Source organism: Paenibacillus sp. B1-35 (genome assembly GCF_050474385.1).
Classification (GTDB): domain Bacteria; phylum Bacillota; class Bacilli; order Paenibacillales; family Paenibacillaceae; genus Paenibacillus_B; species Paenibacillus_B alvei.
In genome coordinates this window covers 392370-414233 of record NZ_JBCHVJ010000002.1, presented here as the reverse complement: position 1 = coordinate 414233, position 21864 = coordinate 392370, and the positions used below count along the sequence as shown (strand labels likewise).

General features: G+C 46.3%; 21 protein-coding genes and 4 tRNA genes. 2 read left to right on the top strand and 23 right to left on the bottom strand.

Going from position 1 to position 21864, the window contains the following annotated elements; all coding sequences use genetic code 11:
- Positions 1-70: 70 nt before the first annotated feature.
- The 3 genes from ACQ5BJ_RS09365 to ACQ5BJ_RS09355 form a co-directional block, all read right to left on the bottom strand.
- Positions 71-658, bottom strand: coding sequence for a stalk domain-containing protein (locus ACQ5BJ_RS09365; RefSeq protein ID WP_005548143.1), 588 nt, complete (start codon positions 656-658; stop codon positions 71-73).
- 229 nt (positions 659-887) lie between these two features.
- Positions 888-1433 (bottom strand): N-acetylmuramoyl-L-alanine amidase, encoded by a 546-nt coding sequence (locus tag ACQ5BJ_RS09360; RefSeq protein WP_268599622.1) that lies wholly within the window; start codon positions 1431-1433, stop codon positions 888-890.
- Between the two features lie 136 nt (positions 1434-1569).
- Entirely contained in the window at positions 1570-1791 is a 222-nt protein-coding gene (locus tag ACQ5BJ_RS09355) for a hypothetical protein (protein WP_430113391.1), read from the bottom strand.
- A gap of 146 nt (positions 1792-1937) precedes the next feature.
- On the opposite strand from ACQ5BJ_RS09355, the gene ACQ5BJ_RS09350 reads away from it, so the two are divergent.
- Positions 1938-2675: an MBL fold metallo-hydrolase gene (locus tag ACQ5BJ_RS09350; protein ID WP_289354991.1), complete on the top strand. Its 738-nt coding sequence runs from the start codon at positions 1938-1940 to the stop codon at positions 2673-2675.
- Positions 2676-2743: 68 nt separating this feature from the next.
- Here the strand turns inward: ACQ5BJ_RS09350 and ACQ5BJ_RS09345 are convergent, their stop codons facing one another.
- Positions 2744-2977 (bottom strand): DUF3892 domain-containing protein, encoded by a 234-nt coding sequence (locus ACQ5BJ_RS09345; protein ID WP_005548137.1) that lies wholly within the window; start codon positions 2975-2977, stop codon positions 2744-2746.
- A 102-nt stretch (positions 2978-3079) separates the two neighbouring features.
- The gene (locus ACQ5BJ_RS09340) at positions 3080-3526 is read right to left on the bottom strand and encodes a GNAT family N-acetyltransferase (RefSeq protein ID WP_268599621.1); all 447 of its coding nucleotides are present in this window, start codon (positions 3524-3526) and stop codon (positions 3080-3082) included.
- A gap of 141 nt (positions 3527-3667) precedes the next feature.
- Between ACQ5BJ_RS09340 and ACQ5BJ_RS09335 the strand changes: the two genes are divergently transcribed.
- A complete protein-coding gene (locus tag ACQ5BJ_RS09335; protein ID WP_005548133.1) occupies positions 3668-3838 on the top strand; it encodes a hypothetical protein in 171 nt (56 codons plus the stop codon).
- A gap of 98 nt (positions 3839-3936) precedes the next feature.
- Here ACQ5BJ_RS09335 and ACQ5BJ_RS09330 read toward each other — a convergent pair whose 3' ends face one another.
- From ACQ5BJ_RS09330 to ACQ5BJ_RS09245, 18 genes are all read right to left on the bottom strand, one after another.
- Positions 3937-4131, bottom strand: coding sequence for a hypothetical protein (locus ACQ5BJ_RS09330; RefSeq protein WP_430109979.1), 195 nt, complete (start codon positions 4129-4131; stop codon positions 3937-3939).
- Positions 4132-4212: 81 nt separating this feature from the next.
- On the bottom strand, positions 4213-4386 hold the full coding sequence (locus ACQ5BJ_RS09325) for a hypothetical protein (protein ID WP_430109982.1): 174 nt from the start codon (positions 4384-4386) through the stop codon (positions 4213-4215).
- Positions 4387-4734: 348 nt separating this feature from the next.
- Positions 4735-4810, bottom strand: a tRNA-Val gene (locus ACQ5BJ_RS09320).
- A gap of 151 nt (positions 4811-4961) precedes the next feature.
- Positions 4962-5633 (bottom strand): uracil-DNA glycosylase, encoded by a 672-nt coding sequence (locus ACQ5BJ_RS09315; RefSeq protein WP_187698589.1) that lies wholly within the window; start codon positions 5631-5633, stop codon positions 4962-4964.
- Positions 5634-5793: 160 nt separating this feature from the next.
- Positions 5794-5882: transfer RNA gene (locus ACQ5BJ_RS09310), tRNA-Leu, on the bottom strand.
- A 712-nt stretch (positions 5883-6594) separates the two neighbouring features.
- Positions 6595-6671: transfer RNA gene (locus tag ACQ5BJ_RS09305), tRNA-Ile, on the bottom strand.
- Between the two features lie 24 nt (positions 6672-6695).
- Positions 6696-6772 (bottom strand) — tRNA-Met (locus tag ACQ5BJ_RS09300).
- Between the two features lie 112 nt (positions 6773-6884).
- The gene (locus ACQ5BJ_RS09295) at positions 6885-7049 is read right to left on the bottom strand and encodes a hypothetical protein (protein ID WP_167549035.1); all 165 of its coding nucleotides are present in this window, start codon (positions 7047-7049) and stop codon (positions 6885-6887) included.
- A 125-nt stretch (positions 7050-7174) separates the two neighbouring features.
- Positions 7175-8647: an ABC transporter substrate-binding protein gene (locus ACQ5BJ_RS09290; protein ID WP_163975740.1), complete on the bottom strand. Its 1473-nt coding sequence runs from the start codon at positions 8645-8647 to the stop codon at positions 7175-7177.
- A 4-nt stretch (positions 8648-8651) separates the two neighbouring features.
- Positions 8652-9524: an ABC transporter ATP-binding protein gene (locus ACQ5BJ_RS09285; protein WP_005548123.1), complete on the bottom strand. Its 873-nt coding sequence runs from the start codon at positions 9522-9524 to the stop codon at positions 8652-8654.
- A 3-nt stretch (positions 9525-9527) separates the two neighbouring features.
- On the bottom strand, positions 9528-12389 hold the full coding sequence (locus ACQ5BJ_RS09280; RefSeq protein WP_430054184.1) for an FtsX-like permease family protein: 2862 nt from the start codon (positions 12387-12389) through the stop codon (positions 9528-9530).
- Complete coding sequence (locus ACQ5BJ_RS09275; RefSeq protein WP_005548118.1) at positions 12389-13501, bottom strand: efflux RND transporter periplasmic adaptor subunit; 1113 nt, start codon at positions 13499-13501, stop codon at positions 12389-12391. The genes ACQ5BJ_RS09280 and ACQ5BJ_RS09275 overlap by 1 nt, the downstream gene beginning before the upstream one ends.
- Positions 13464-14336: an ABC transporter ATP-binding protein gene (locus ACQ5BJ_RS09270; protein WP_289354989.1), complete on the bottom strand. Its 873-nt coding sequence runs from the start codon at positions 14334-14336 to the stop codon at positions 13464-13466. The genes ACQ5BJ_RS09275 and ACQ5BJ_RS09270 overlap by 38 nt, the downstream gene beginning before the upstream one ends.
- Before the next feature lie 225 nt (positions 14337-14561).
- A complete protein-coding gene (gene pyrE, locus ACQ5BJ_RS09265) occupies positions 14562-15200 on the bottom strand; it encodes an orotate phosphoribosyltransferase (protein WP_005548113.1) in 639 nt (212 codons plus the stop codon).
- Positions 15200-15940 (bottom strand): orotidine-5'-phosphate decarboxylase, encoded by a 741-nt coding sequence (gene pyrF / locus ACQ5BJ_RS09260; RefSeq protein WP_430109988.1) that lies wholly within the window; start codon positions 15938-15940, stop codon positions 15200-15202. Before pyrF ends, pyrE begins: the two co-directional genes overlap by 1 nt.
- A gap of 147 nt (positions 15941-16087) precedes the next feature.
- Positions 16088-19306, bottom strand: coding sequence for a carbamoyl-phosphate synthase large subunit (carB, locus tag ACQ5BJ_RS09255; protein WP_430109991.1), 3219 nt, complete (start codon positions 19304-19306; stop codon positions 16088-16090).
- A gap of 1 nt (position 19307) precedes the next feature.
- Positions 19308-20438, bottom strand: a complete 1131-nt coding sequence (locus ACQ5BJ_RS09250; protein ID WP_005548108.1) for a carbamoyl phosphate synthase small subunit — start codon at positions 20436-20438, stop codon at positions 19308-19310.
- Positions 20439-20519: 81 nt separating this feature from the next.
- Complete coding sequence (locus ACQ5BJ_RS09245; protein WP_289354986.1) at positions 20520-21794, bottom strand: dihydroorotase; 1275 nt, start codon at positions 21792-21794, stop codon at positions 20520-20522.
- Positions 21795-21864 lie beyond the last annotated feature (70 nt).

The window sequence follows — 21864 nt, the reverse complement described above, 5'->3', positions numbered from 1 at the left end:
ACTTTCTGCGAATGAGGTCAACGAAGGCCTAATCGCCTCAGTATGTATATCTAACCAGAAGCTTTCAGCCTTAGTTTGGCAAAACTGCTGGCAGCTTTTTCTGAGATATAAGTGTAAAATCACCATTCTTTTGTCTTAAATAGCAGGAGATCATGTAATCGCCCTTCGCCTTAAAGTCATACTTATGTTCATCGGTAGTGAACCAAAAGTTATCTTCTTTGTTTGGAACGTCCGCTTCCTGAATCATCGTTGTTTTCCCTTTGGGATCCGTTATCGTAATTTTAATCTTATCGACTGCCGATTGCAGACTATCAATTTGGACAAATACCTTAAAGGAATTTTTTCCGGTTTCAATTTTGCCAAATGTCTTATTGTCTTTAAACAGCATCAAATCCACATTAGGCTTATCTATGACTACCTTCTTATTTGCATCATCCCAGAATATGAATGCCTGAAGCGCTTCTGATAGTTGACGGACAGACAAATAAGCACGTCCATCTATCATATACCCGCCTTCACTCACGGAATTTCCATTTAGAACAACATCAATTTTCTCAGCCGCTGAAGCGGCTTGCGTAATATCTGTTTGTGCCGATGCATAAGCTCCGCCTACAATGGAACCAAGCAGTACGAAAGCTGCAAGTCTCTTGCCTTTCATCTCGTTACCCCCAAATTGCTTTGTTGTAAAGTTATACTCCAATCATACAGCAGAGTTGCGCTGGCTTCGTAAATAACCTTTCCTTCTTTGCAGCAGCAATGTATGAATGCCTTATAGAACCAGTTGTATTGTCCCTAACCTTGATCTTTGCTTTACATGCCCTTTCTTGTCGAACAATAAATGATACGCATTCTCCTAAGCTCATTATTGGTGATTTCAGCCGAAATCCTCAAGCCTGCCCGTCATGCCGCATATCCTCATATAACCGCCTCCAAGGAAAGTTTGGGCCTGGACAGTTGGCTTTTCTTCTTCCGTCTATCTGAAAATGTCCCAATACATGTTCATAATCTAATGGAATCCAATGTCCCCATTGCTCCATGACATATTGCTGAATATATCGATGCAGATTAAGGCTTGCCAAATATTGCTCCTCGGTAAGAAGCCCGTCCATCCCCTCATGTTCAATTGATACTGCATATAAATTGGGATTGATTCCTTTATCACGTACAATATAGGCAGGAGCAAGCGCTATTCGCTCTCCTTCTAGTCCTTGGGAGAATGCCATGCGTTCTAAACCTACATATTGGTAAATCAAACCGTTTTTGGAGACGATAAAATGAGCGGAAGATATTTTGTTATCCGGACATGTATACCAAGCATCCAGACGAGATATGCTCTGGGCAGAAATATGATTCACAATAATCTGGGGAATTTCACCCTTGCGATCACTTGAATTGGTATGCTCATTCCCTCTCCATACAATATTCAGCTGCATCGCAATACCTCCTATTTGTTCAACAGGTACGAATATAGGCCAGCCGCATAACTTTAGAGCCATTATGACCCGGGAAATGATTTTTCCGAACCTACACAGCACAACTCCCGGCACATGACTTCCTGTAAACGAACAACTAACCGCTTATTTGGGAGCGAGTTAACACACAAGGAACACCACTGCCAACTGCACCTGGCTGAGACATTCGCTCAATGTATTCCATACCACGTGCACACGGGGTTTTGCATACTTCACACCGATCTGAGGTTACTAATTTCATCGTGTACTCTTCTTGGCCCAACTGCACTGTCGTCTTCTTTTTGCCTTTACCCTTCGTCATGCCGATCACCCGCTTCATGTGCAATTCACGTGACTTGCTACTTACCAACTGAACGCTGATTATTGCATGTTATGCAGGATTTCACACCCTTGCTTGTGCATTTATCCCAGTCATGGTACAGTATAGGCGTAATTTAAGCCTTGTCAGCCAATAGGAGGATAAATATGAACCTTCGCATTCAAATGTTAGGGACAGGCAGTGCATTTGCCAAATCATACTTTAATAACAACGGATTACTCTACGCAGATGAATTCACACTGCTCATCGACTGTGGATTTACTGCACCAATGGCGCTTCACCAACTGAACAAATCGTTCTCCGACATCGATGGTATTCTCATTTCTCACATTCATGCTGATCATGTTGGAGGATTAGAGGAATTCGCATTCCAAATGAAATTCAAATATGGTCGCAAGCCTAGCTTGTTTATTGCTGCACCGCTCGTGACTGTATTGTGGGAACATACATTACGGGGAGGACTAACCCAAGAAGGAATAACATGCTTGGAGGACGTATTCGACGTATATGCAATTGAGCCTCAGCAGCCATATAAGATTGCTGATGGTCTCATTGTTGAATTGATTGAAACTCCACATATCGAAGGCAAACGTAGTTATTCCCTGCTGTTCAATCATACCTTCTTCTATAGTGCTGATATGCAGTTCCAGCCTGAGCTGCTATATAAATTGGTTGAATCACGCGGAGTAACCACTATCTATCACGATTGCCAATTAACAGGCAAGGGGGAAGTACATACGACGCTGGCCGAGCTCTTGACGCTGCCTGAATCAATGCAAAGCCGCATTTCCCTAATGCATTATGGGGATGATCGACCCGAATACGAGGGGAAAACTGGTGCTATGTCATTTGTGAATCAGCACCTACTGTATACAATCGAGTAAAATGCCAAAAGAGCACTTTATAGCGACCTATTTAGGTGCTGAAAGTGCTCTTTTACATAACGTGCTTGTTATTCGAAGGACGGCAAATTATCCAAATTGTTACTAGGGTCGCCGTCGGCATCTCCACGAATATAAGTGCCGCCGTCCCTTCCTTTAAATGCATTCACACCTGCAATTTCTCCATTTTGAACGGCTTGGAGAGCTTGCTCATAATTCAATATCCGACCTGCGCTCGTTTGGAACGCCGTCAAATCGCCATCTCCATTTTTTTGAACAGCTACAAATGATTCGCGTTGTGACATTGAACATCCTCCTATCTACGGGCATCAAACTACCTTCAGATGCGATTATAGGTAGGATATCCAAAAAACTCAAAATGATGAGCCGAATTCAACCTACACCATCTATAACAGCTTTTTCTCCATCCGGACATGAGGAATGCCTGCATCTAAGAATGGCTCCTCTGATACCGTTTCATAGCCCAAAGAGTAATAAAACCCTTCCGCTTGGCATTGACCGTCCAATACACATTTCTCAACACCGTGTTTTCGTGCGATTTGTTCCAAGCCCACCATTAAGACTCGTCCAATTCCTTTTCCGCGAAACGGCTTTCTTACTGCAATGCGTTGCATTTTAGCAGTGAATTCATCCAAAAGCTTCACACGTCCTGTCGCAGCATACTGCCCATCCGACATCAGCAGAACGTGAAAGGCTGGAGCTCCCAAGATGTCGTATTCGTCACATTCTTCTTCTTCAGGTACATGTTGCTCAGCCACGAATACCTCTTTACGTATAGCAATACATTCATCCAATTGCTCCTGCGTCCTAACTTCAATGATTTCTGCAGCCACTCCCGCTCACCTCCGAATGAAATGTGCAGCAGCAAATGTATAGTCTCTGAGCTACTGCAAACGAATTTATATTATACAAAAAAATCATTTTCATGTATAGTTGCAGTAACGGATACGCTTACATTGGTAAGGAGGTACAAGATGGATCCGATTATTGCTACTGTCATCGCTGTTGTCATCATGGTTATCGGCATGGTTCTCTTACTGCTCTACGTGACGAAGAAGGCCTATGCACGCAAATGGGATGCATACGATCCTATGGACGACGCACAAAAGCAATCCAATCATTCCACAACAAGCTCTGACTCATAAAGAATTATACTATATGCTATGAACAGAAGCAGCCCCGGTCGAATCTTATAGATTCGGAAACCGGGGCTGTCAGTTACAACCTTATGTATGGCTACACTTTAAGGATCATACACTTCCTCAATAATCGGCTTGCCATACACATCCTCATAGATAGGAATCGTCCTCTCTGTAGGCTCTAGCAGAGGGTTGGAGCGACTTGCATCGACCACGCTCAACCTTACCCCAATAAGCAAGACGCCAATGATGACCCCTGTCAACATTACCACGCCCAATAAGGCCCATGGTCTTCGCATGATGAATCCCCCGCTTACATCTCATAACTTTACGTATAGCCCCTATTTTCACCGTAAAGTTATCTCCTTAAACATTTCAATTCATCGGTTTATGATTTCATTTCCATTGCTGCCGTCTTCTTCAACTGAGCGCAGCCATACGAATTGCTCATCATGCCTCGTACTATCAAATATGAGCAGACGAGACAAAAACCAGCAAACAACAGCAACCAAACCAAATATCGCTATCAGCCATACAAATAGTTCAGCTCCCATTTTCAACCCTCCGCTTGTCCTCATTATTAACTTGGAATATCAGTTATACCTTCACTATATGAACTTCTCTGTTACTTTAGTTCTCGATAACACGAACAGACAATAAAAAAAGCAACTATCATTACTTACGAATGATGGTTGCTTGATAACTTCGAGAGAAGTCTACATACTGACACAAACTGATAACCACTGAGGCAATCCTGAAATAACAATGCCGCAGCGATTTTTACCAATTCGCTCTATTTTAGCAAATCTTATTACAGGATTATGTTTGAGAGAAAAGCGTATTGTTTCACTTCGCAAACAAAATAAACCCCCTTGCTTCCAAGGGGGTGGATTAAAATTGTATGGTGATCTGTAGTGGGCTCGAACCACTGACCCCCACCCTGTCAAGATGGTGCTCTCCCAGCTGAGCTAACAGATCATGTCAACAACAATCTTAATATAACATCAATATATTACCATGTCAATTGAGCTAGATCATTTTTCACTTCAACGGCGGACATGTGAACCCCCCTCATTCATATGCCTCTTGTGCTGGCATGACAGCAGTTCACATATCTGCCTATCTTCATTTATATATTAGGTATTTGCCAGTCGATTTCCTGTTCGCCCCATTCACGCAGCTTATTATTAATCTTCGAATATGGCTTGCTTCCAAAGAAGCCTCGGTGCGCTGAGAGTGGACTTGGATGCGGAGCTTGTACAATATAATGCTTCGACTGATCAATCATACTCGTTTTCGCTTGAGCATGACTTCCCCACAGCACGAATATGATTGGGCGCTCTCTTTCATTCAACAGCTCAATAATACGATCCGTGAATTTCTCCCACCCCTTGCCGCGGTGCGAGGCTGCTTGTCCTTGCGCTACAGTCAGCACTGTGTTCAGCATCAGTATGCCCTGATTCGCCCAATGAAGCAAGCTTCCGTTGTTCGGAATTGTCAGGCCTACATCGTCAGCTCCTTCTTTGAACATATTTTGTAGAGATGGCGGCAGCTTAACCCCTGGTTGAACAGAGAAGCTTAATCCATGTGCCTGTCCTGGCCCATGATAAGGATCTTGGCCCACGATAACGATCTTCGTATTTTCATAGGAAGTGGCATTCAACGCTGAAAATATGAGATCATATGGCGGATAAATGACGGCACGCTCGTATTCTTGGCGAAGCCAGCCCCATAGCTGCTTAAAATAGGGCTTTCTTACTTCATCATGCAGCAACGCTGCCCAATCATTCTGTACATGCATCCCCAATGTATTCCCTCCCAAGTTTGTACCAAGTTGTTTATGATAGTTTAGCATTTGAAACTCTTAGCATGCGGCATATGTGAAAACATAAGAATATAAAGCAAAAAACTCCTTACTTGTTCAAGGTCTGAACAGGAAAGGAGTTCTAATCATCAATACGTGGTGCCGAGGACGGGGGTCGAACCCGTACGATGGTCACCCATCGCAGGATTTTAAGTCCTGTGCGTCTGCCAATTCCGCCACCCCGGCACATTTTCCACATCGCAATGTGGTTCAAATATGCGGTCATTGCGCTTCACAAGCTGCTCTTCTACTTCCGATTCAGATTGTTATATATCGCAACCGACAAGATATAATATATCATACGCCTTGTTATGATGTCAACAATAAATTTAACGATGTAAATGTTCGCAAATGAGCAATAGCAACTTCATTATTTTTTCAACAGCAATCGTGTTCATATCTTACGCTGCCCATTAATTTCATAGGAATCTTTCGCTTGTATAGTACAACGGAACATTTAGCATCCAGGGGAATTATGGGCTGTGAAACGACGATTATACCTGTCAGCGATGAGATTATCCAAGATAATAATCATACTCGGATCTGGGAATGAGCAGATGCCTAACCTTCAGATGTGACATCCAAATGATTAGTTCCATCATTGCATCAATTATCCGGCATGAGAGCAAGCAATATTATTATGATGACCATACAATAACCAAAAAAAAAAGGAAAAAGCTTTGCTCTAAAAAGTTCTGGACGCCTACGACGCACTGACTAAAGATGAACAGCGTAATCAAGCAGAAGTCTGCCCGCAGATCCCCTGCTGACAGGCATCTTCATTTCTTATGCTTATCTCTCTGCAAATAAAAAAACACCTATCTCATTTCTGTTAAGCAATTGCTTAATCATTATGATGAAAGATGCGTCTTAGTACTACTATGTATGAAATTATAATTGGTGGGCCCTGAGGGACTCGAACCCCCGACCAATCGGTTATGAGCCGACCGCTCTAACCAACTGAGCTAAGGGCCCTCACCATTGCAATTTCATGAAGTTTGGTTGCGGGGGCAGGATTTGAACCTACGACCTTCGGGTTATGAGCCCGACGAGCTACCAGACTGCTCCACCCCGCGATATGTTGCGACAACTGAACTTCTTCAGCAGCGACAAGTATTACTATACAATAGGTGCACATGTTCAGTCAAGAGGAAAATAAAAAAAGATTAAAATTATTATACATGATGGTCAGCGAAGAAACCTTACCCCATACTTCCCTCTTCTCGATCGAAATACTTCAATCTCTTTCAATACATCATAGCCATAAATCCATGCATCATGTTCGAGACGCTGCTGCATGCAGCGCGCTTGAAACTTAGAATCAAACAACTTGCCCCAATATACCCAATGCACATGAACACCCCTTTGTTCCAACTTTCAACACACTTTTGTCTCTTCTACTATTCCCATTTATACAAAAAAGAATCGGCGATCTCCCATTGACTGGAATATGCCGATTCTTCCTTTATCCTGCTCTCTTAATCGTGATATACGTTGCCAGGAGGGGTTCCTCCACCGTTCTTCGCCTGGAGGAGAAGCTGATTTCCTTTCGTCTCCCATTCCTTCAAGGCTTCAGATACAGATTTCTTCTTATCAATCACTTGCTTCATCAGTTCAGAGGCAATTTGATTAATCTGCCACAAGTTTCCGTCTCCCATGAGCTTATCCATATCTGTCTTTGTTGGAGGTACCGGCTTCGTTTTATAGAATGCGCTAATATTTATATTCGTACCGTCCTTTGGCTTGATGTATTGCTGACGGGACACCATTTCCCAACTGCTGCGGGAACGAAGCTTCGCCCAGTCTTCACTATTAATGAATTTGATAAATTCCCATGCATCATCTGGGTTGGCTGCTTTTTGGTTGATAGAAAAAATATTATATAACTGCGAGCCGCCAGATACGCCTGGAGCTTCGGGATGTGAAGGCAGCGTCACGACATCCCAATCAAACTTCTTGAAGCCTTTGATTTTATCTGCATTCTTCATGGCATCAGCCAATTCGGTATTAATGTAATTGTAATCGCTAATAGCCATTGCAACCTTGCCTGACAAGAAGTTATCGTGGCTGAATGGATTTTCATTCTCTGGTGCTTGACCTGTCATTTCATTATTGCTGTTGCCCGTTGGAATGGTTTTTTTGATGGCCAGATCACTCACCGTTGTCCATACTTTCTCCCACTGCGGTGTATTTACCGTCATCTTCTCTCCCTTGTCATCGAACATACGGAGATTAAGTGGGGATACATAGTAGTTCAACATGTCGTCGAACACGTCAGATCCGTTGTAACGGTTGAAGCTGAAGCCGTATTTCCGATCTGCTCCATCGCCCTTCGAAAGGTTAGCAGCAAGTGTAAACACTTGATCCCATGTCATATTATCAGTTGGAGGAGCAATGCCTGCATCACTGAACATTTTTTTGTTGAAGAACAGCGCGCTGGATGAGAAAGTAGGTGAAAGACCATATAAATTGTTGTCTCCCATCGTCTTCAGTCCGTCGATTACCGTCGGAACAAAATCGGACAAATCAATTTTATCTTTCTGTACGAGAGGATCGAGCTGCTTCAGCATTCCTTCTTCAACAAGCTTGCGGAACTGGAATGAATCCGTCACAACAATATCAACCGGGTTAGCGGAATTTAACAGCTTCTTCATGGCTTCATAGCGGTCAGGCTGTTTCTTCGGATCGCCTGAGTTATCATACCGCATATCCGATCCGTCAATGGCTGGAACAAGCTCAATGCGGATTCCTTTATGTGTAATCTCAAATGTATCGGTCCATTGCTGACGGAAATAGGTATCATCATATCCGCCGTACTGCATGCCAATACGCAATACTCGCTCTTGTCCTGGTACAACCTCATCCTTATTCGTACATGCAGCCAACATTGGAATAATCATCGTCATTGCCAATGTAACCGTTAATAATTTACGTACCCAGTTTTTTTTCATCTGGTTACTCCTCCAATTCCTTAGGTGTGCGGATAATAATTTTATCTCCGTCTAATTCCATCGATGCTTTGTCATGAATATCGAGAGCTTCCAAATACTCCTTCGGCACTTGCAATCGGCCGACACGATCGACTACCACATAGGCCTCATGGTGATCCTGAAGCCCGAATCCTTCCTCACCTCCAGCGGCCAAATTCGGATTACGCTTGATGAATTCTGTGCTGGTTAAGCCATCACGTATCGCAACAACACGATCCACCTTCCCCGCAAGCGATAGGTCATGGGTAACGATTACGACTGTGACTCCTAATTCCGTACTCATCCGCCGGAAAATATTCATGATCATATCCGACGTCTGCGTATCCACAGATCCGGTTGGTTCGTCAGCAAGCAGCATCTGCGGACGGTTCGCAAGCGATATCGCAATTGCAACACGCTGCTGCTCGCCGCCGGACAACTGATGAAGCTTATTATTCATTCGATGACTGAGGCCAACCCATTCCAGCAGTTCCTTCGCATATTTGCGATCCATTTTGCCAGCCAGCATCATTGGCACTTCTACATTTTCCAGTGCAGTAAGGTAAGGCAGCAGGTTGCGAGCATTGTTCTGCCAAATAAATCCAACTGTATCCCGCTTATACTCGACAAGCTCTTTATCTGTTATTTTGAGCAAATCCCACTTGCCAACCTGAACGGATCCGGCAGATGGACGATCCAGTCCGCCGAGAATGTTCAGAAGCGTTGATTTACCACTGCCGCTGTTGCCGATAATCGCCATCAGCTCGCCTTGCTTTACTGATAAGTTCAATCCCTGTAGTGCAACTACTTCAATGTCATCTGTTTTGAAGATTTTGACTAGCCCTTCACAATGTATCATCGATTAACGCTCCTCTCCCATCTTCACGGCTTGATGGACGCGTAGACGACGAATATGCATAAATAACAGCGTCGCGCCAGTAAAGATCATCACGCCAACGACGATGTACAGCTGAATCGTATCTCGTGATTCAAATACAATCCGGAATGGCGGAACCTGCATCTTCGAACTTTCTGCTGTTTGCAGGAATGGCAGGAATAAGCGGCTCGCCAGCTTGCCAAGCAAAATACCGAACACGATGGACAGCCCCGCCGTAAATAGCTGTTCCAACAGAAGCATACCGGTCAGCTGTCTGCGCGACAAGCCCATTGCCCGTAAAATACCGAACTGGAGCACACGTCTCGTCAAGTTAAAGAACCAGAACAACAAATATCCAATTAAGGAGATGATGACGGAAATCAAGAAGCCCATACTCAGAATGCCAAATACTCCGCCTCTCGTCGGGTGCTTGCTCTGAGTCGCAAGCTCGCTTCGTACATCCGTCACACTGAAGATTTCAATGCCCTTCTTCTGCAATTCCGTTATAACTGGCCCTAACGGTGCTTTGTCCTTCATTTTCAACCAAACTTCGTATGGTGTTATTGGCACTTGATCATAAATATAATCTAAGTTCGCAATAAAGAACGGCTTCTCATCGGGATACATACTTGGCCAATAAGGCAATACCCCAACAATTACGAATTCAACCATCTGCTCGCCAAATCCGATAGAGATGGTGTCGCCTTCCTTCAATTGATATTGCTTCGCTACATTGCTCGGTATAATAACAGCAGATTCCGTATATTTTCCGAGTGCATCCAAATAACGGAACGGATGGGTTGGGAACAAATCCTTGCGGAACCAAGCAACTTTGGAGAAGTCGACATTGTCGATCCCCATAATTTCACCTTGACCGATGGAGCGTCCGGAAATAATGACATTCCCCTTCGTTTTCAATACGCGTGCTGCCGCCTCAACACCCGGCATTTTTCTGAATAACTCAAACGGTGGCTCTGTATATATGGTCTTTCCTGCTTTAGGTGGCTGGTTGCCACCGCCTTGTCCTGGGTTGCCGCCTCCACCGCCGCCGTTATTCCCTTTGCCATTATTCTTATCCCGAATGATTTCCTGCTCAGAGTCCCATACAGTTTGCATAACGACATCCGTACCATACTTATACAAGGTGCGCTCTGTCGAGTTAATGTCGATGGTACGTGCAGCAGAGGCATTATATACCCCTAAGCCGAGTGTAAGAATAAGCAGAATCATCAGCGGATAATACGTCTTGGCAGAACGAGACAGCTGTGTCAGCGTCAAATACAGCGGAACTGGCAGCAGCTTCCCGCCAACCCACTGTACGATTTTAAGAATAAGCGGGAACAGACGCAAAAAGAACAGACCGCATGCAAAAATAGCAAGTGCTGGTACAAAGAAGAGGAACGGCTGTACCTGCAATTGATCAGAACTTATTCCAGATTGGAATGTCAGCAGCTGCCTTTCATTCAGCATGTAATAACCATACCCAACCAAGGCCAGCAGCAGTACATCGAGGAACCAGCGCTGCCACACAGGCTTGCGGTCTGATCGGGCCATCTTCTGCTTCAAATTCACAATAGAAGAACGAGCGAAGACAACTGCTGGAATAATACTAGCGAACAAGGCAATGATTACTGCTACTGCACCGAAAATCACAGCATCTGTAGTAAATCCTACTGGAATGGACTTCCGATTTACGAACTCCAGGAAGCCGTTCGCCGAGCCAATTGACTTCGCCATGAACCAGCCGAATATCGGGGCCAGTGCCAAGGCCAGTAATCCCAGAATGATTCCTTCCAATAAATAAAGCCAAATAATTTGCCTCGTACTTGCTCCGCGGCTTCGCAGCACCGCAATATCGCTCTGCTGCTTCTCCAAGGATTGACTCGCATTCATCGCAATATAATAGAATACCATCGCGATCATGGGCGCAGCTAACGTAAACAGCATCATTTGCAGCTGCACACTTTGACTGCGGAACTCATTCAATACTTTTGCGAAGGAAATCTCTACTTGCGTCCCCTTCAACTTCTGGTACAAATCAATATTAAGGCGATCCAGCATAGAGCTCAGTGAAGATAGCTGACTTGTCTTCACCTCTCGCAAATCGAACGCATAATACCAGCTGGATACGGAAATCGGCAGCTTCTTCTGCTCCATCAATTGATCGAAGGTTGCCGGTGTGACGAGCAACGAGTTCATCATTCCTTCCAAGCCTTGGAACCAATAAGCACTCGCTTCATCCTTCGGCTTGAATGTGCCTACCAGCTTTACCTTCAACACGGTATCCGTGCCACTGACCGGATATTCAAGCTCGTCGCCGATATGGAGATCATTGCGATACATGGCTTCTTCCATCATAACTACCTGCAAAGCCCCATTCTGCTCGCCATCTCCATATTCCTTGCCGAGTGTCCATTCTACTCGATCGTTCAAATCTGTCAAAGAGCCTAATGTCATCGTCCGAACACGGCTGGCATCTACCTTGCTCGGATCAACGGGATAGACCTCTGTTCCTCGGAGTGAACGCGCGTTCACAAAGATTTGGGCTGGAAACCCAACCTGCGCCTTCACATCCTCACGTATGTATCGATCAACTTCCTTTAAGTCCTTTGGATCCGTTTTGGTTCCGCCTGTTGCTTGGTATTTGATTGACAATGAGCCGGCAGGCATGGATTCACTATTGTCCTGAAGTGTCTTAGATACGACCCGCTTCAGCGCGCCATCAGCATACATGGGAATACTGACTGTAAAAGATACAGCCACAATGAGTCCTAGCAATGTGCTGAGTGTCAGCCAGCGAGTATTCCACATTTTCCGGTATAGAAACCGCAACAAAGGAATGCCCATTAGCGACCCACTACTTTCTGTCCAGGCTCAAGTCCTTTTTTAATCTCAACTCTTGTAGCATCCTGCTCGCCTATCTCAACGTCAACCTCGCGCTTACCATTCTCATCAACGACCTGTACATAGGTTCTAGCACCAAGTGTTCGCAGCGCAGATGGCGGAATATAGACAACATTACTGCGTTTTTTCGTAATTATAGTAGCGCCAAGCATAGAGCCGCGGTTCACTGTTGAAGGCAGCTTATCTGATAGCGACACGGTTACATATTTATCAATGCGATCCTGTTCAGGCATGTTGCCTTCGCCAGGAATGTTGTTATTCCCGTTGTCCTTGTCCGATGTAGGAGCAGGCAGCGCCTTAACCTTTCCTTTTATGATTTTGCCTGTCGAATTAATGCTTAATTCAACCTCCATGCCAGGGGAAATTTTCTTCAAATCATCCTTTGGTACATCCACCGTCACAACGAGTCGAGATGTATTGGCGATGGTTGCGACAGGATCATATTTTTTTGTCATTTTCCCTTTCTTCGCAGCGACATTAACGACCGTTCCAGCAAATGGAGCTGTAACCGACCCTTTGGCAATATCGTTTTCAACTTCGGCAATCTTTTCAAGGGCCTCTTCGTATGCATTTTGCTCATCTTCGTACTGAATTGGATCCATCTCATCCTTCTGGCGTAGCGTTTCCTTCATCTTCACTTCCAGCTTGCGAAGTTCTCTCCGCTTTGCACGCAGATCCCTTTGCATTTCCTCAACATCAAGCACTGCCAGTACCTGACCAGCCTTAACGTTGTCTCCGTTCTTGACCAGTACATCCTTAATTGGCTTATTGTCCAAGGTGAAGAAGAACGTCTCTTCCTGTTCCGACATTACTTTGCCTGTAGTCTTGACATCAGAAATCCATTCACCCTTCATAACTTCATATTCTGGCTTTTTCGATATTGCTGGCGGCGTAATTGTCGGCAGCGTCTCTTCCTGTTCTTCATCAGGAAGCAAAGAACATGCGGATGTAAGCATCATAACCCCGCACATAAGGATTAGCGCCGATCGACGCCATTTCTTCCTTTTATCTGCACCATTACGAGATGAATTTTCCGTCGACCATTTCATAAACATGATCAGCTACCTCCAAAATTGTAGGATCGTGGGTTGTCATGCAGATTGCGATCTGTTCAGAGCGTATAATTTGCCGGAATACTCCCATGACCTGCGCACCCATCTGTGAATCAAGCTCTGCTGTAGGCTCATCCGCGAGCAGCAGCAGCGGCTTATGTGCAATCGATTTTGCAATCGCAACGCGCTGCTGCTCACCGCCGGACATTTCGAACGGGCGGTGCTTCATTCGTTTTCCAAGACCAACCAATTCCAAGCAATGCTGAACGCGTTCCTTCCATAAATGACGAGGAATGTTCGCCATACGAAGAGACAGTTCCACATTCTCATACGCAGATAACAATGGCATTAAAGCAAAAGCCTGAAATATGAAGCCGATATCATTGCGCCGCGTATAGGTACGCTTGTTGTCGCTCCAAGAAGAGAGCTCCTCTCCTCGGAAGTAAATCTCGCCTTTTGTAGGCAAATCCAGACCTCCGAGCATATTAAGCAGGGTCGTTTTTCCTGAACCGGATCGACCCTTCAGCATAACCAATTGCCCTGGATGTACTTCCATATTTATGCCTTTCAGGACATGCAGCTTTTGACTGCCCACTTGGAAGGATCGTTCCACATCGCGAACTTCGAGGATAGGTTCATCTGGAGCGACAGGAACCGCGCGCGCAGGCCATTCAGAAGATGTTTTTTTGTCGTCTATGTATTTCGCCTCATTATTCGCAACATTCTCGTCCTGCTTATGCACTTCGAGATCTGGGGTTGCCTCATTAGCCTCGACCTGGTCTGTCTGCTTCCGTTTGCGAAGCCATTTCATCCTTATATCTGCCCCTTTCTCGGACATGACGTCAAACTCTCCTCAAGTATAAACGAAAGTTTTGCGTGAAAAGTTACAATGTTCTTAACCGTTTTTCTGCAAAAAAGATAAAATTTTTGATTCCTTTTATAAGCGCATTTTGACGATTTATGGATGCTGCTCTAAAAAAAAGAAACCTTCTCACTTGGGATGGAAAGGTCTCTAAGAAATGCGGTCTTATATGCTAACAATGATATCAAACTCGTTATCTTTCTAGTTTCCCCATGTTGTTGGATCATGGCGCCATGCTTGCAGCACATCCATATCCGCGGGCTCAATAACACCTTGCTCAAGCGCTGTTTGAATAAGCGCCGAATAATTTGACAGCGTCTGCAGCGGAATTCCCGCTTTTGCGAAGGCCGATGTTGCTTTTTCCAGTTGATAGCTGAAGATAGCCAATACCGCCAAAGGTTCAGCTCCCGCTTCCTTTACTGCAAGGGCCGCCTTCAAAGAACTGCCGCCAGTGGAAATCAAGTCCTCAATGACAACAACCTTTTGACCAGGTCGGATGATCCCTTCAATTTGATTTTGCTTTCCATGACCTTTTGCTTTGTCGCGGATGTAAGCCATTGGCAAGCCAAGCTTGTCTGCCACCCATGCAGCATGGGGAATGCCTGCTGTAGCTGTACCTGCGATGACTTCTGCATCAGGAGCATATTGTTTCACCAAGGAAGCAAAGCCTTCTGCAATGGCGTTTCGAATCTCCGGATAGGACATCGTTAAGCGATTGTCGCAGTAAATCGGGGATTTAATGCCGGATGTCCACGTAAAAGGCTCATTCGGACGAAGTGCTACCGCTTGGATAGTTAACAGATGCTGTGCAATTGTGCGTTCCAGGTTCGTTGTAGTCATTAGTTTAATAGCTCCTTTATAATAGATAGAATTGCTTCGCGCGGATTCGGCGCGGCCGTAATTGGGCGACCGACCACAATATAATCCGTTCCTTGTTCAAATGCTTGTCCAGGCGTCATGACACGGGATTGATCTCCCAGTGCACTGCCAGCCGGGCGAATCCCCGGCGTAATCGTTTGGAAATCTTCGCCGCAGGCTGACTTAATCGCCGCTACCTCCTGAGGGGATGCTACAACCCCATCAAGCCCTGCTTGCTTTGTCAACTTCGCATAGCGTACAACCGTGTCGGCTACATTTCCAGCAATACCAATCTCCTCATTCATGACCTTTTCGTTGGTGCTCGTCAATTGTGTAACAGCGATGACAACCGGACGCTTCAGCTCCGGATACTCAGCCAGCGCTGCCTCAACACCTTCAACAGCAGCCGACATCATAGTGGCTCCGCCGCCGGCATGGACATTGAACATATCGACGCCTAGCTTCGTAATACTGTTCGCTCCACCCTTGACCGTGTTCGGGATATCATGCATTTTCACATCGAGAAACACTTTATATCCATTATCCTTCAGTTCGCGAACAAACGCTGGGCCAGCCGCATAGAACAGCTGCATACCTACCTTCATATAACAAGGGATTCCTTGCAGCTGCTGCAGCAGTTCTTTTGCTGCGTCTGCATTCGGATAATCCAGTGCGACCATAATTTTGCCCGCCGCTTCTGCCTCGCTCCATCGCTTGTTCATCTTGACACCTCTTCGCATTTATTTCGTACTTTGGCTCCATGTTTCGTCCACTGCCTATTCATACTCCGAGGAGGCCTTGCGGCCTCCTCGAATTTGCTTCTATTGTGAGACGATACTCGTCTATTTCTTCGATGATTTCTTCGATGATTACTTCTGAACAACCGGCATTGCGCGGGATGAGAAGTTGATTTGCTCCAGCATGCCCAGCAGTGCGCGTACAGTATCTAGCGATGTCATGCAGACTACGCCGTTCTCTACTGCTTCGCGGCGAATGCGGAAGCCATCGCGTTCTGGTGTTTTACCCTTCGTCAAGGTATTGACAACAAAGTGCGCTTCTCCTCCGCGGATGAGATCCAGGATGTTAGGCGAGCCTTCTGTCAGCTTCTTCACATGGGTAACGCTCAAGCCTGCATTTTCAAGTGCAACCGCTGTTCCGCCTGTTGCGATAATTTTGTAGCCAAGGCTTGCGAATCCGCGCATTAACTCTACCGCTTCTTCCTTGTCCTTGTCTGCTACCGTGCAGATGATGGCACCAGTCGAAGGAATTTTCATTCCGGAGCCGATGAGGCCTTTGTACAATGCCTTCGCATATTGCTTGTCGCGACCCATTACTTCTCCTGTTGATTTCATCTCAGGGCCAAGTGTCGGTTCAACTCGGCGCAGCTTCGCGAACGAGAACACCGGAACCTTAACCGATACATGATCATCTTCTGGCCACAAGCCCTCTTGATAACCAAGGTCATTCAGCTTCGCACCCAAGATAAGCTTTGTTGCAACATTCGCCATTGGAACGTTTGTAACTTTACTTAGGAATGGAACCGTACGCGAGGAGCGAGGATTCACTTCGATAACATATACTTGGTCGTTGAAGATAACGAACTGGATGTTAATCAAACCGACCGTCTTCAGTTCCTTCGCGATGCGAATCGTAACATCGACGATTTGCCGCTTCAGCTCTTCCGACAGATGCTGCGGCGGGTATACCGCAATCGAGTCGCCGGAGTGTACCCCTGCGCGCTCAACATGCTCCATAATACCCGGGATAAGCACTGTCTCGCCGTCGCAAATTGCATCGACTTCTACTTCCTTGCCGAGCATGTAGCGGTCAATCAGAACCGGATGCTCCGGATTGATTTTCACTGCTTGCTCCATATATGTGAGCAGCTCTTGATCGGAGTACACGATTTCCATCGCGCGTCCGCCAAGGACATATGATGGACGAACGAGCACCGGGTAGCCAAGAGTTTGTGCCGTTCCTACTGCCTCATCGACAGATGTAACCGTGCTGCCTTGCGGCTGTGCAATATGCAGGCGCGATAGCAAGGCTTCGAATTTCTTACGGTCTTCTGCTTCATCAATGCTTTCCAGACTCGAACCGAGAATTTTCACACCCGCAGCAGCAAGTGGCGCTGCAAGGTTAATCGCTGTTTGTCCACCGAACTGGACGATAACCCCTACCGGCTTCTCTTGCTCGATAACATTCATAACGTCTTCGAAGAAGAGCGGCTCGAAGTACAAGCGATCCGATGTATTGAAGTCTGTCGATACGGTTTCAGGGTTGTTATTGATGATTACTGCTTCATATCCTGCATCTTGAATTGCCCATACTGCATGTACAGTCGAGTAATCGAACTCGATACCTTGACCGATACGGATTGGACCGGAGCCGAGCACGACGATTTTTTCTTTATTGGACTCTATTACTTCATTTTCTACTTCATATGTGGAGTAGTAGTACGGTGTAGTCGCTTCGAATTCAGCGGCACATGTATCTACCATTTTATATACAGGCTTCAAGCCTTGCTGTTCCCGATATTCACGAACCTCTGCTTCCTTCGTGCAAGCTCCGCCTGGCTGGCCTTCGCTGCGCAGCTCAGCAATCGCGCGGTCTGTGAAACCCATGCGCTTCGCTTCGTTCAATGTTTGCTCAGACAAAGTTTCTTCTCCGCGAATACGACCTTCGAACTTGACCATGCCCTCCAGCTTGTCAAGGAACCACCAGTCGATTTTCGTCAAATCCTGGAGCTGCTGCAGTGTGTAGCCGCGGCGGAACGCTTCTGCCAACAAGAACATACGCTCATCATCTGGTGTTTTTAGACGATATTCCAGCGTTTCCTTATCCAGCTCTTCTGTACCTTTCAACTTCAAGCGATGCACGCCGATTTCTAGGGAACGGATTGCCTTGTGTATGGATTCTTCAAAGGTACGCCCAATTGCCATGACTTCGCCAGTTGCTTTCATTTGCGTACCGAGCTTGCGGTTCGCTTGTGTGAATTTATCGAACGGCCAGCGCGGAATCTTCGATACGATGTAATCGAGCGTAGGTTCAAAGCATGCGTATGTTTGACCCGTAACTGGGTTCACGATTTCGTCGAGTGTGTAGCCAACTGCGATTTTCGCCGCCATCTTCGCAATCGGATAACCTGTTGCTTTCGAAGCGAGCGCAGAAGAACGGCTGACACGAGGGTTTACCTCAATGACATAGTATTGATAACTGTGTGGATCCAGCGCGAACTGAACGTTACATCCACCCTCAATGTTGAGCGCACGGATGATTTTAAGTGATGCGGAGCGCAGCATTTGATACTCGCGATCCGACAGCGTTTGGCTTGGTGCAACTACGATACTGTCACCTGTATGGACGCCTACTGGGTCGAAGTTTTCCATGTTGCAGACCACGATGCAGTTGTCATTCGCGTCACGCATAACCTCGTACTCGACTTCCTTCATGCCAGCGATGCTCTTTTCAATCAAGCATTGTCCAATTGGACTGTAGCGGATGCCTGATGCTACTGTATCGCGCAGTTCCTCTTCGTTCGCGCAAATACCGCCACCCGTTCCGCCGAGCGTATAAGCAGGACGGACAATAATTGGGTATCCAATCGTGTTCGCGAAGTCAACCGCTTCCTGTACCGAATTGACGATAACACTCTCTGGCACCGGCTGCTCCAATTCGCGCATCAGGTCGCGGAACAAGTCGCGGTCTTCTGCACGCTCAATGGAATCAAGCTGTGTACCAAGAAGCTTGACGTTCTCTTGCTCAAGCACGCCGGCACGAGCAAGCTCCATTGCCATGTTCAAGCCTGTTTGCCCGCCCAAGGTTGGAAGCAACCCATCTGGGCGCTCTTGCCGAATGATTTGAGTAACGAATTCTAGTGTAATTGGCTCGATGTATACCTTATCTGCCATATTCGTGTCTGTCATAATCGTAGCAGGGTTGCTGTTAATGAGAACGACTTCCATGCCTTCTTCTTTCAAGGCTTCACATGCTTGTGTTCCTGCATAGTCGAACTCAGCTGCCTGACCGATAACAATCGGGCCTGATCCGATAACAAGGATTTTCTTGAGGTCTTTATTTTTCGGCATTTTATAGTTCCCCTTTCAGCTGTGCTACGAGTTCCGCTTGTCTCGGAACCTTAGGTTGATTGCGTTTATGCTCACGAATCATATCGATGAATTGGTCGAACAAGTAGCTGCTATCATGCGGACCAGGAGCTGCTTCTGGATGATATTGCACCGAGAAGGCCGGGTATTTCACATGCGCAAGTCCTTCAATCGTTTTATCGTTATTGTTGATATGCGTGACCTTCAACTCCGTGCCTTGCACCGAGTCTTCCAGAACCGTATATCCATGGTTTTGAGAAGTAATATAGCAGCGATTCGTTGCAAGCTCCTTAACCGGATGGTTGCCGCCGCGATGGCCAAATTTCAGCTTGCCTGTGTCTGCTCCGCAAGCGAGCGCGAACAATTGGTGTCCTAAGCAGATGCCGAAGATTGGGTACTCTCCAAGAAGCTCTTGTAGCATCTTTACAGCATGAGGGACATCCTTCGGATCCCCAGGGCCGTTGGACAATTGAATCCCGTCTGGACGCAGGCGACGAATTTCCTCTGCTGTTGTATCATGAGGAACGACAACTACATCGCATCCGCGCTTCGTCAATTCGCGCACAATACCGCTTTTCGCACCAAAATCGACGAGAACGATTCGTTCTTTATCACCAGGGCTGGAGAAGAGCTGCTTTGTCGAAGTACGTGCTACCTGATCCCGCATCAACTCACTGACTCCGAGCATTTCCTTCAACTCTTCAATAGATTGGCTGCCTGTTGTCAGCAACCCCTTCATCGTACCGAAGTGACGAAGCTTGCGAGTCAACATGCGTGTATCAATGCCGCTGATTCCTACGATGCTGTACTCTTTCAGCAGTCGGTCTACTGAATATTCAGCGCGCCAGTTACTAGGCACTTCTTCATGTCTGCGCACGACGAACCCGTTCACATAAGGGCGAATCGATTCGAAATCATCGCGCGTAATGCCGTAGTTACCAATTAGCGGATAAGTCATCGTTACAATCTGTCCACAGTAAGATGGGTCGGACAATACCTCTTGGTATCCTGTAATCCCTGTATTAAATACAACCTCGCCTACAGACTCACCATCTGCTCCGAACCCTGTTCCTGTAAAGAGGGTACCATCTTCCAACAACAATCTTGCTTGCATGTTCGTCACTCCTCGCTCTCCATCTTATGCACTTCCCGTTGCTTGTCTTCATCTATCTATATTTTGTTACTCGTAATCTCGTTAGTTGCTCCATACGAGACGACCATCGACGAATGTCTTCATCGGCCATCCCTTTAGGCTCCAGCCGGTAAATGGTGTATTGCGTCCCTTTGTTAAGAACTCATCCGGGTTAACCTGACGTTCAGTATCCAAATCAATAACGGTAAGGTCAGCTGGCGCGCCTTCCTCAATACGCCCGGTATTCAAACCAAACGTTCTTGCCGGGTCACTCGTCATTCGATTGACAAGCAAGGACAGCGGCCACTTTCCAGTCGCTACGAATTTCGTATAGAGAAGCGGGAATGCTGTTTCCAATCCGACAATTCCGAATGGAGCAAGCTCCATTCCTTTTGCCTTCTCTTCTTCGGTGTGCGGCGCATGGTCTGTGACGATGATATCGATTGTGCCATCCACCAGCGCTTCAATGCAGGCCTCAACATCTCGAGGCGAGCGCAGCGGAGGGTTCATCTTCCAATTCGCATCCATACCCGGAATATCTTCATCCGAAAGCAGCAGGTGGTGTGGACATACCTCGGCAGTTACCTTTACACCAATTTGCTTCGCTTGGCGGATAAGCCGTATCGACTGCTCCGTACTGACATGGCATATGTGGTAATGAACTCCTGTTGCTTCTGCCAGAAGCACATCTCGACCTACATGAATCGCTTCAGATTCATTCGGAATTCCTTTCAATCCATGCTTGCGGGCGAAAACCCCATCCGTTACTGCTGCGCCTTTAACAAGGGAGTCGTCTTCACAATGTGCGATCACCGGCATATCCAGCTCTTTGGCCCAGTTCATCGCATCCTTCATCATTTGTGCATTTTGTACGCCGACCCCATCATCAGTGAAGCCAATGACTCCAGCGTTTTTCAAGGCTACAAAGTCTGTGAGTTCTCTTCCAAGCTCATTTTTCGTAATCGAGCCGTAAGGCAACACCTTAACCGAACCTTCCTGCTCTGCTTTATCGAGAATAAGCTGCACCGTTTCCGGCGTATCGGTTACTGGCCGCGTATTCGGCATGCATGCGATTGTTGTAAATCCGCCCTTCGCTGCGGAGCGAGTACCTGTTGCAATCGTTTCTTTATGTTCAAAGCCAGGCTCTCTCAAATGGACGTGCATATCGATGAAGCCTGCCGATACGAATTTGCCTTCAACATCTTGCACATCTGCGTCCGTAGGAACAGCTTCCTCGAGATTCGTGATTTTACGGATGATTCCGTCTTCCATCCAGATGTTAACGTCCACCAATTCGCCTTCGGTATTTAATATCTTTGCATTTTTCAACACGATCATCGGTTTCTCTCTCCTTACGATGCCATTTTGAAGCGTTACTCCGCTTAGTATGCTTGTTCTATCGATTGAA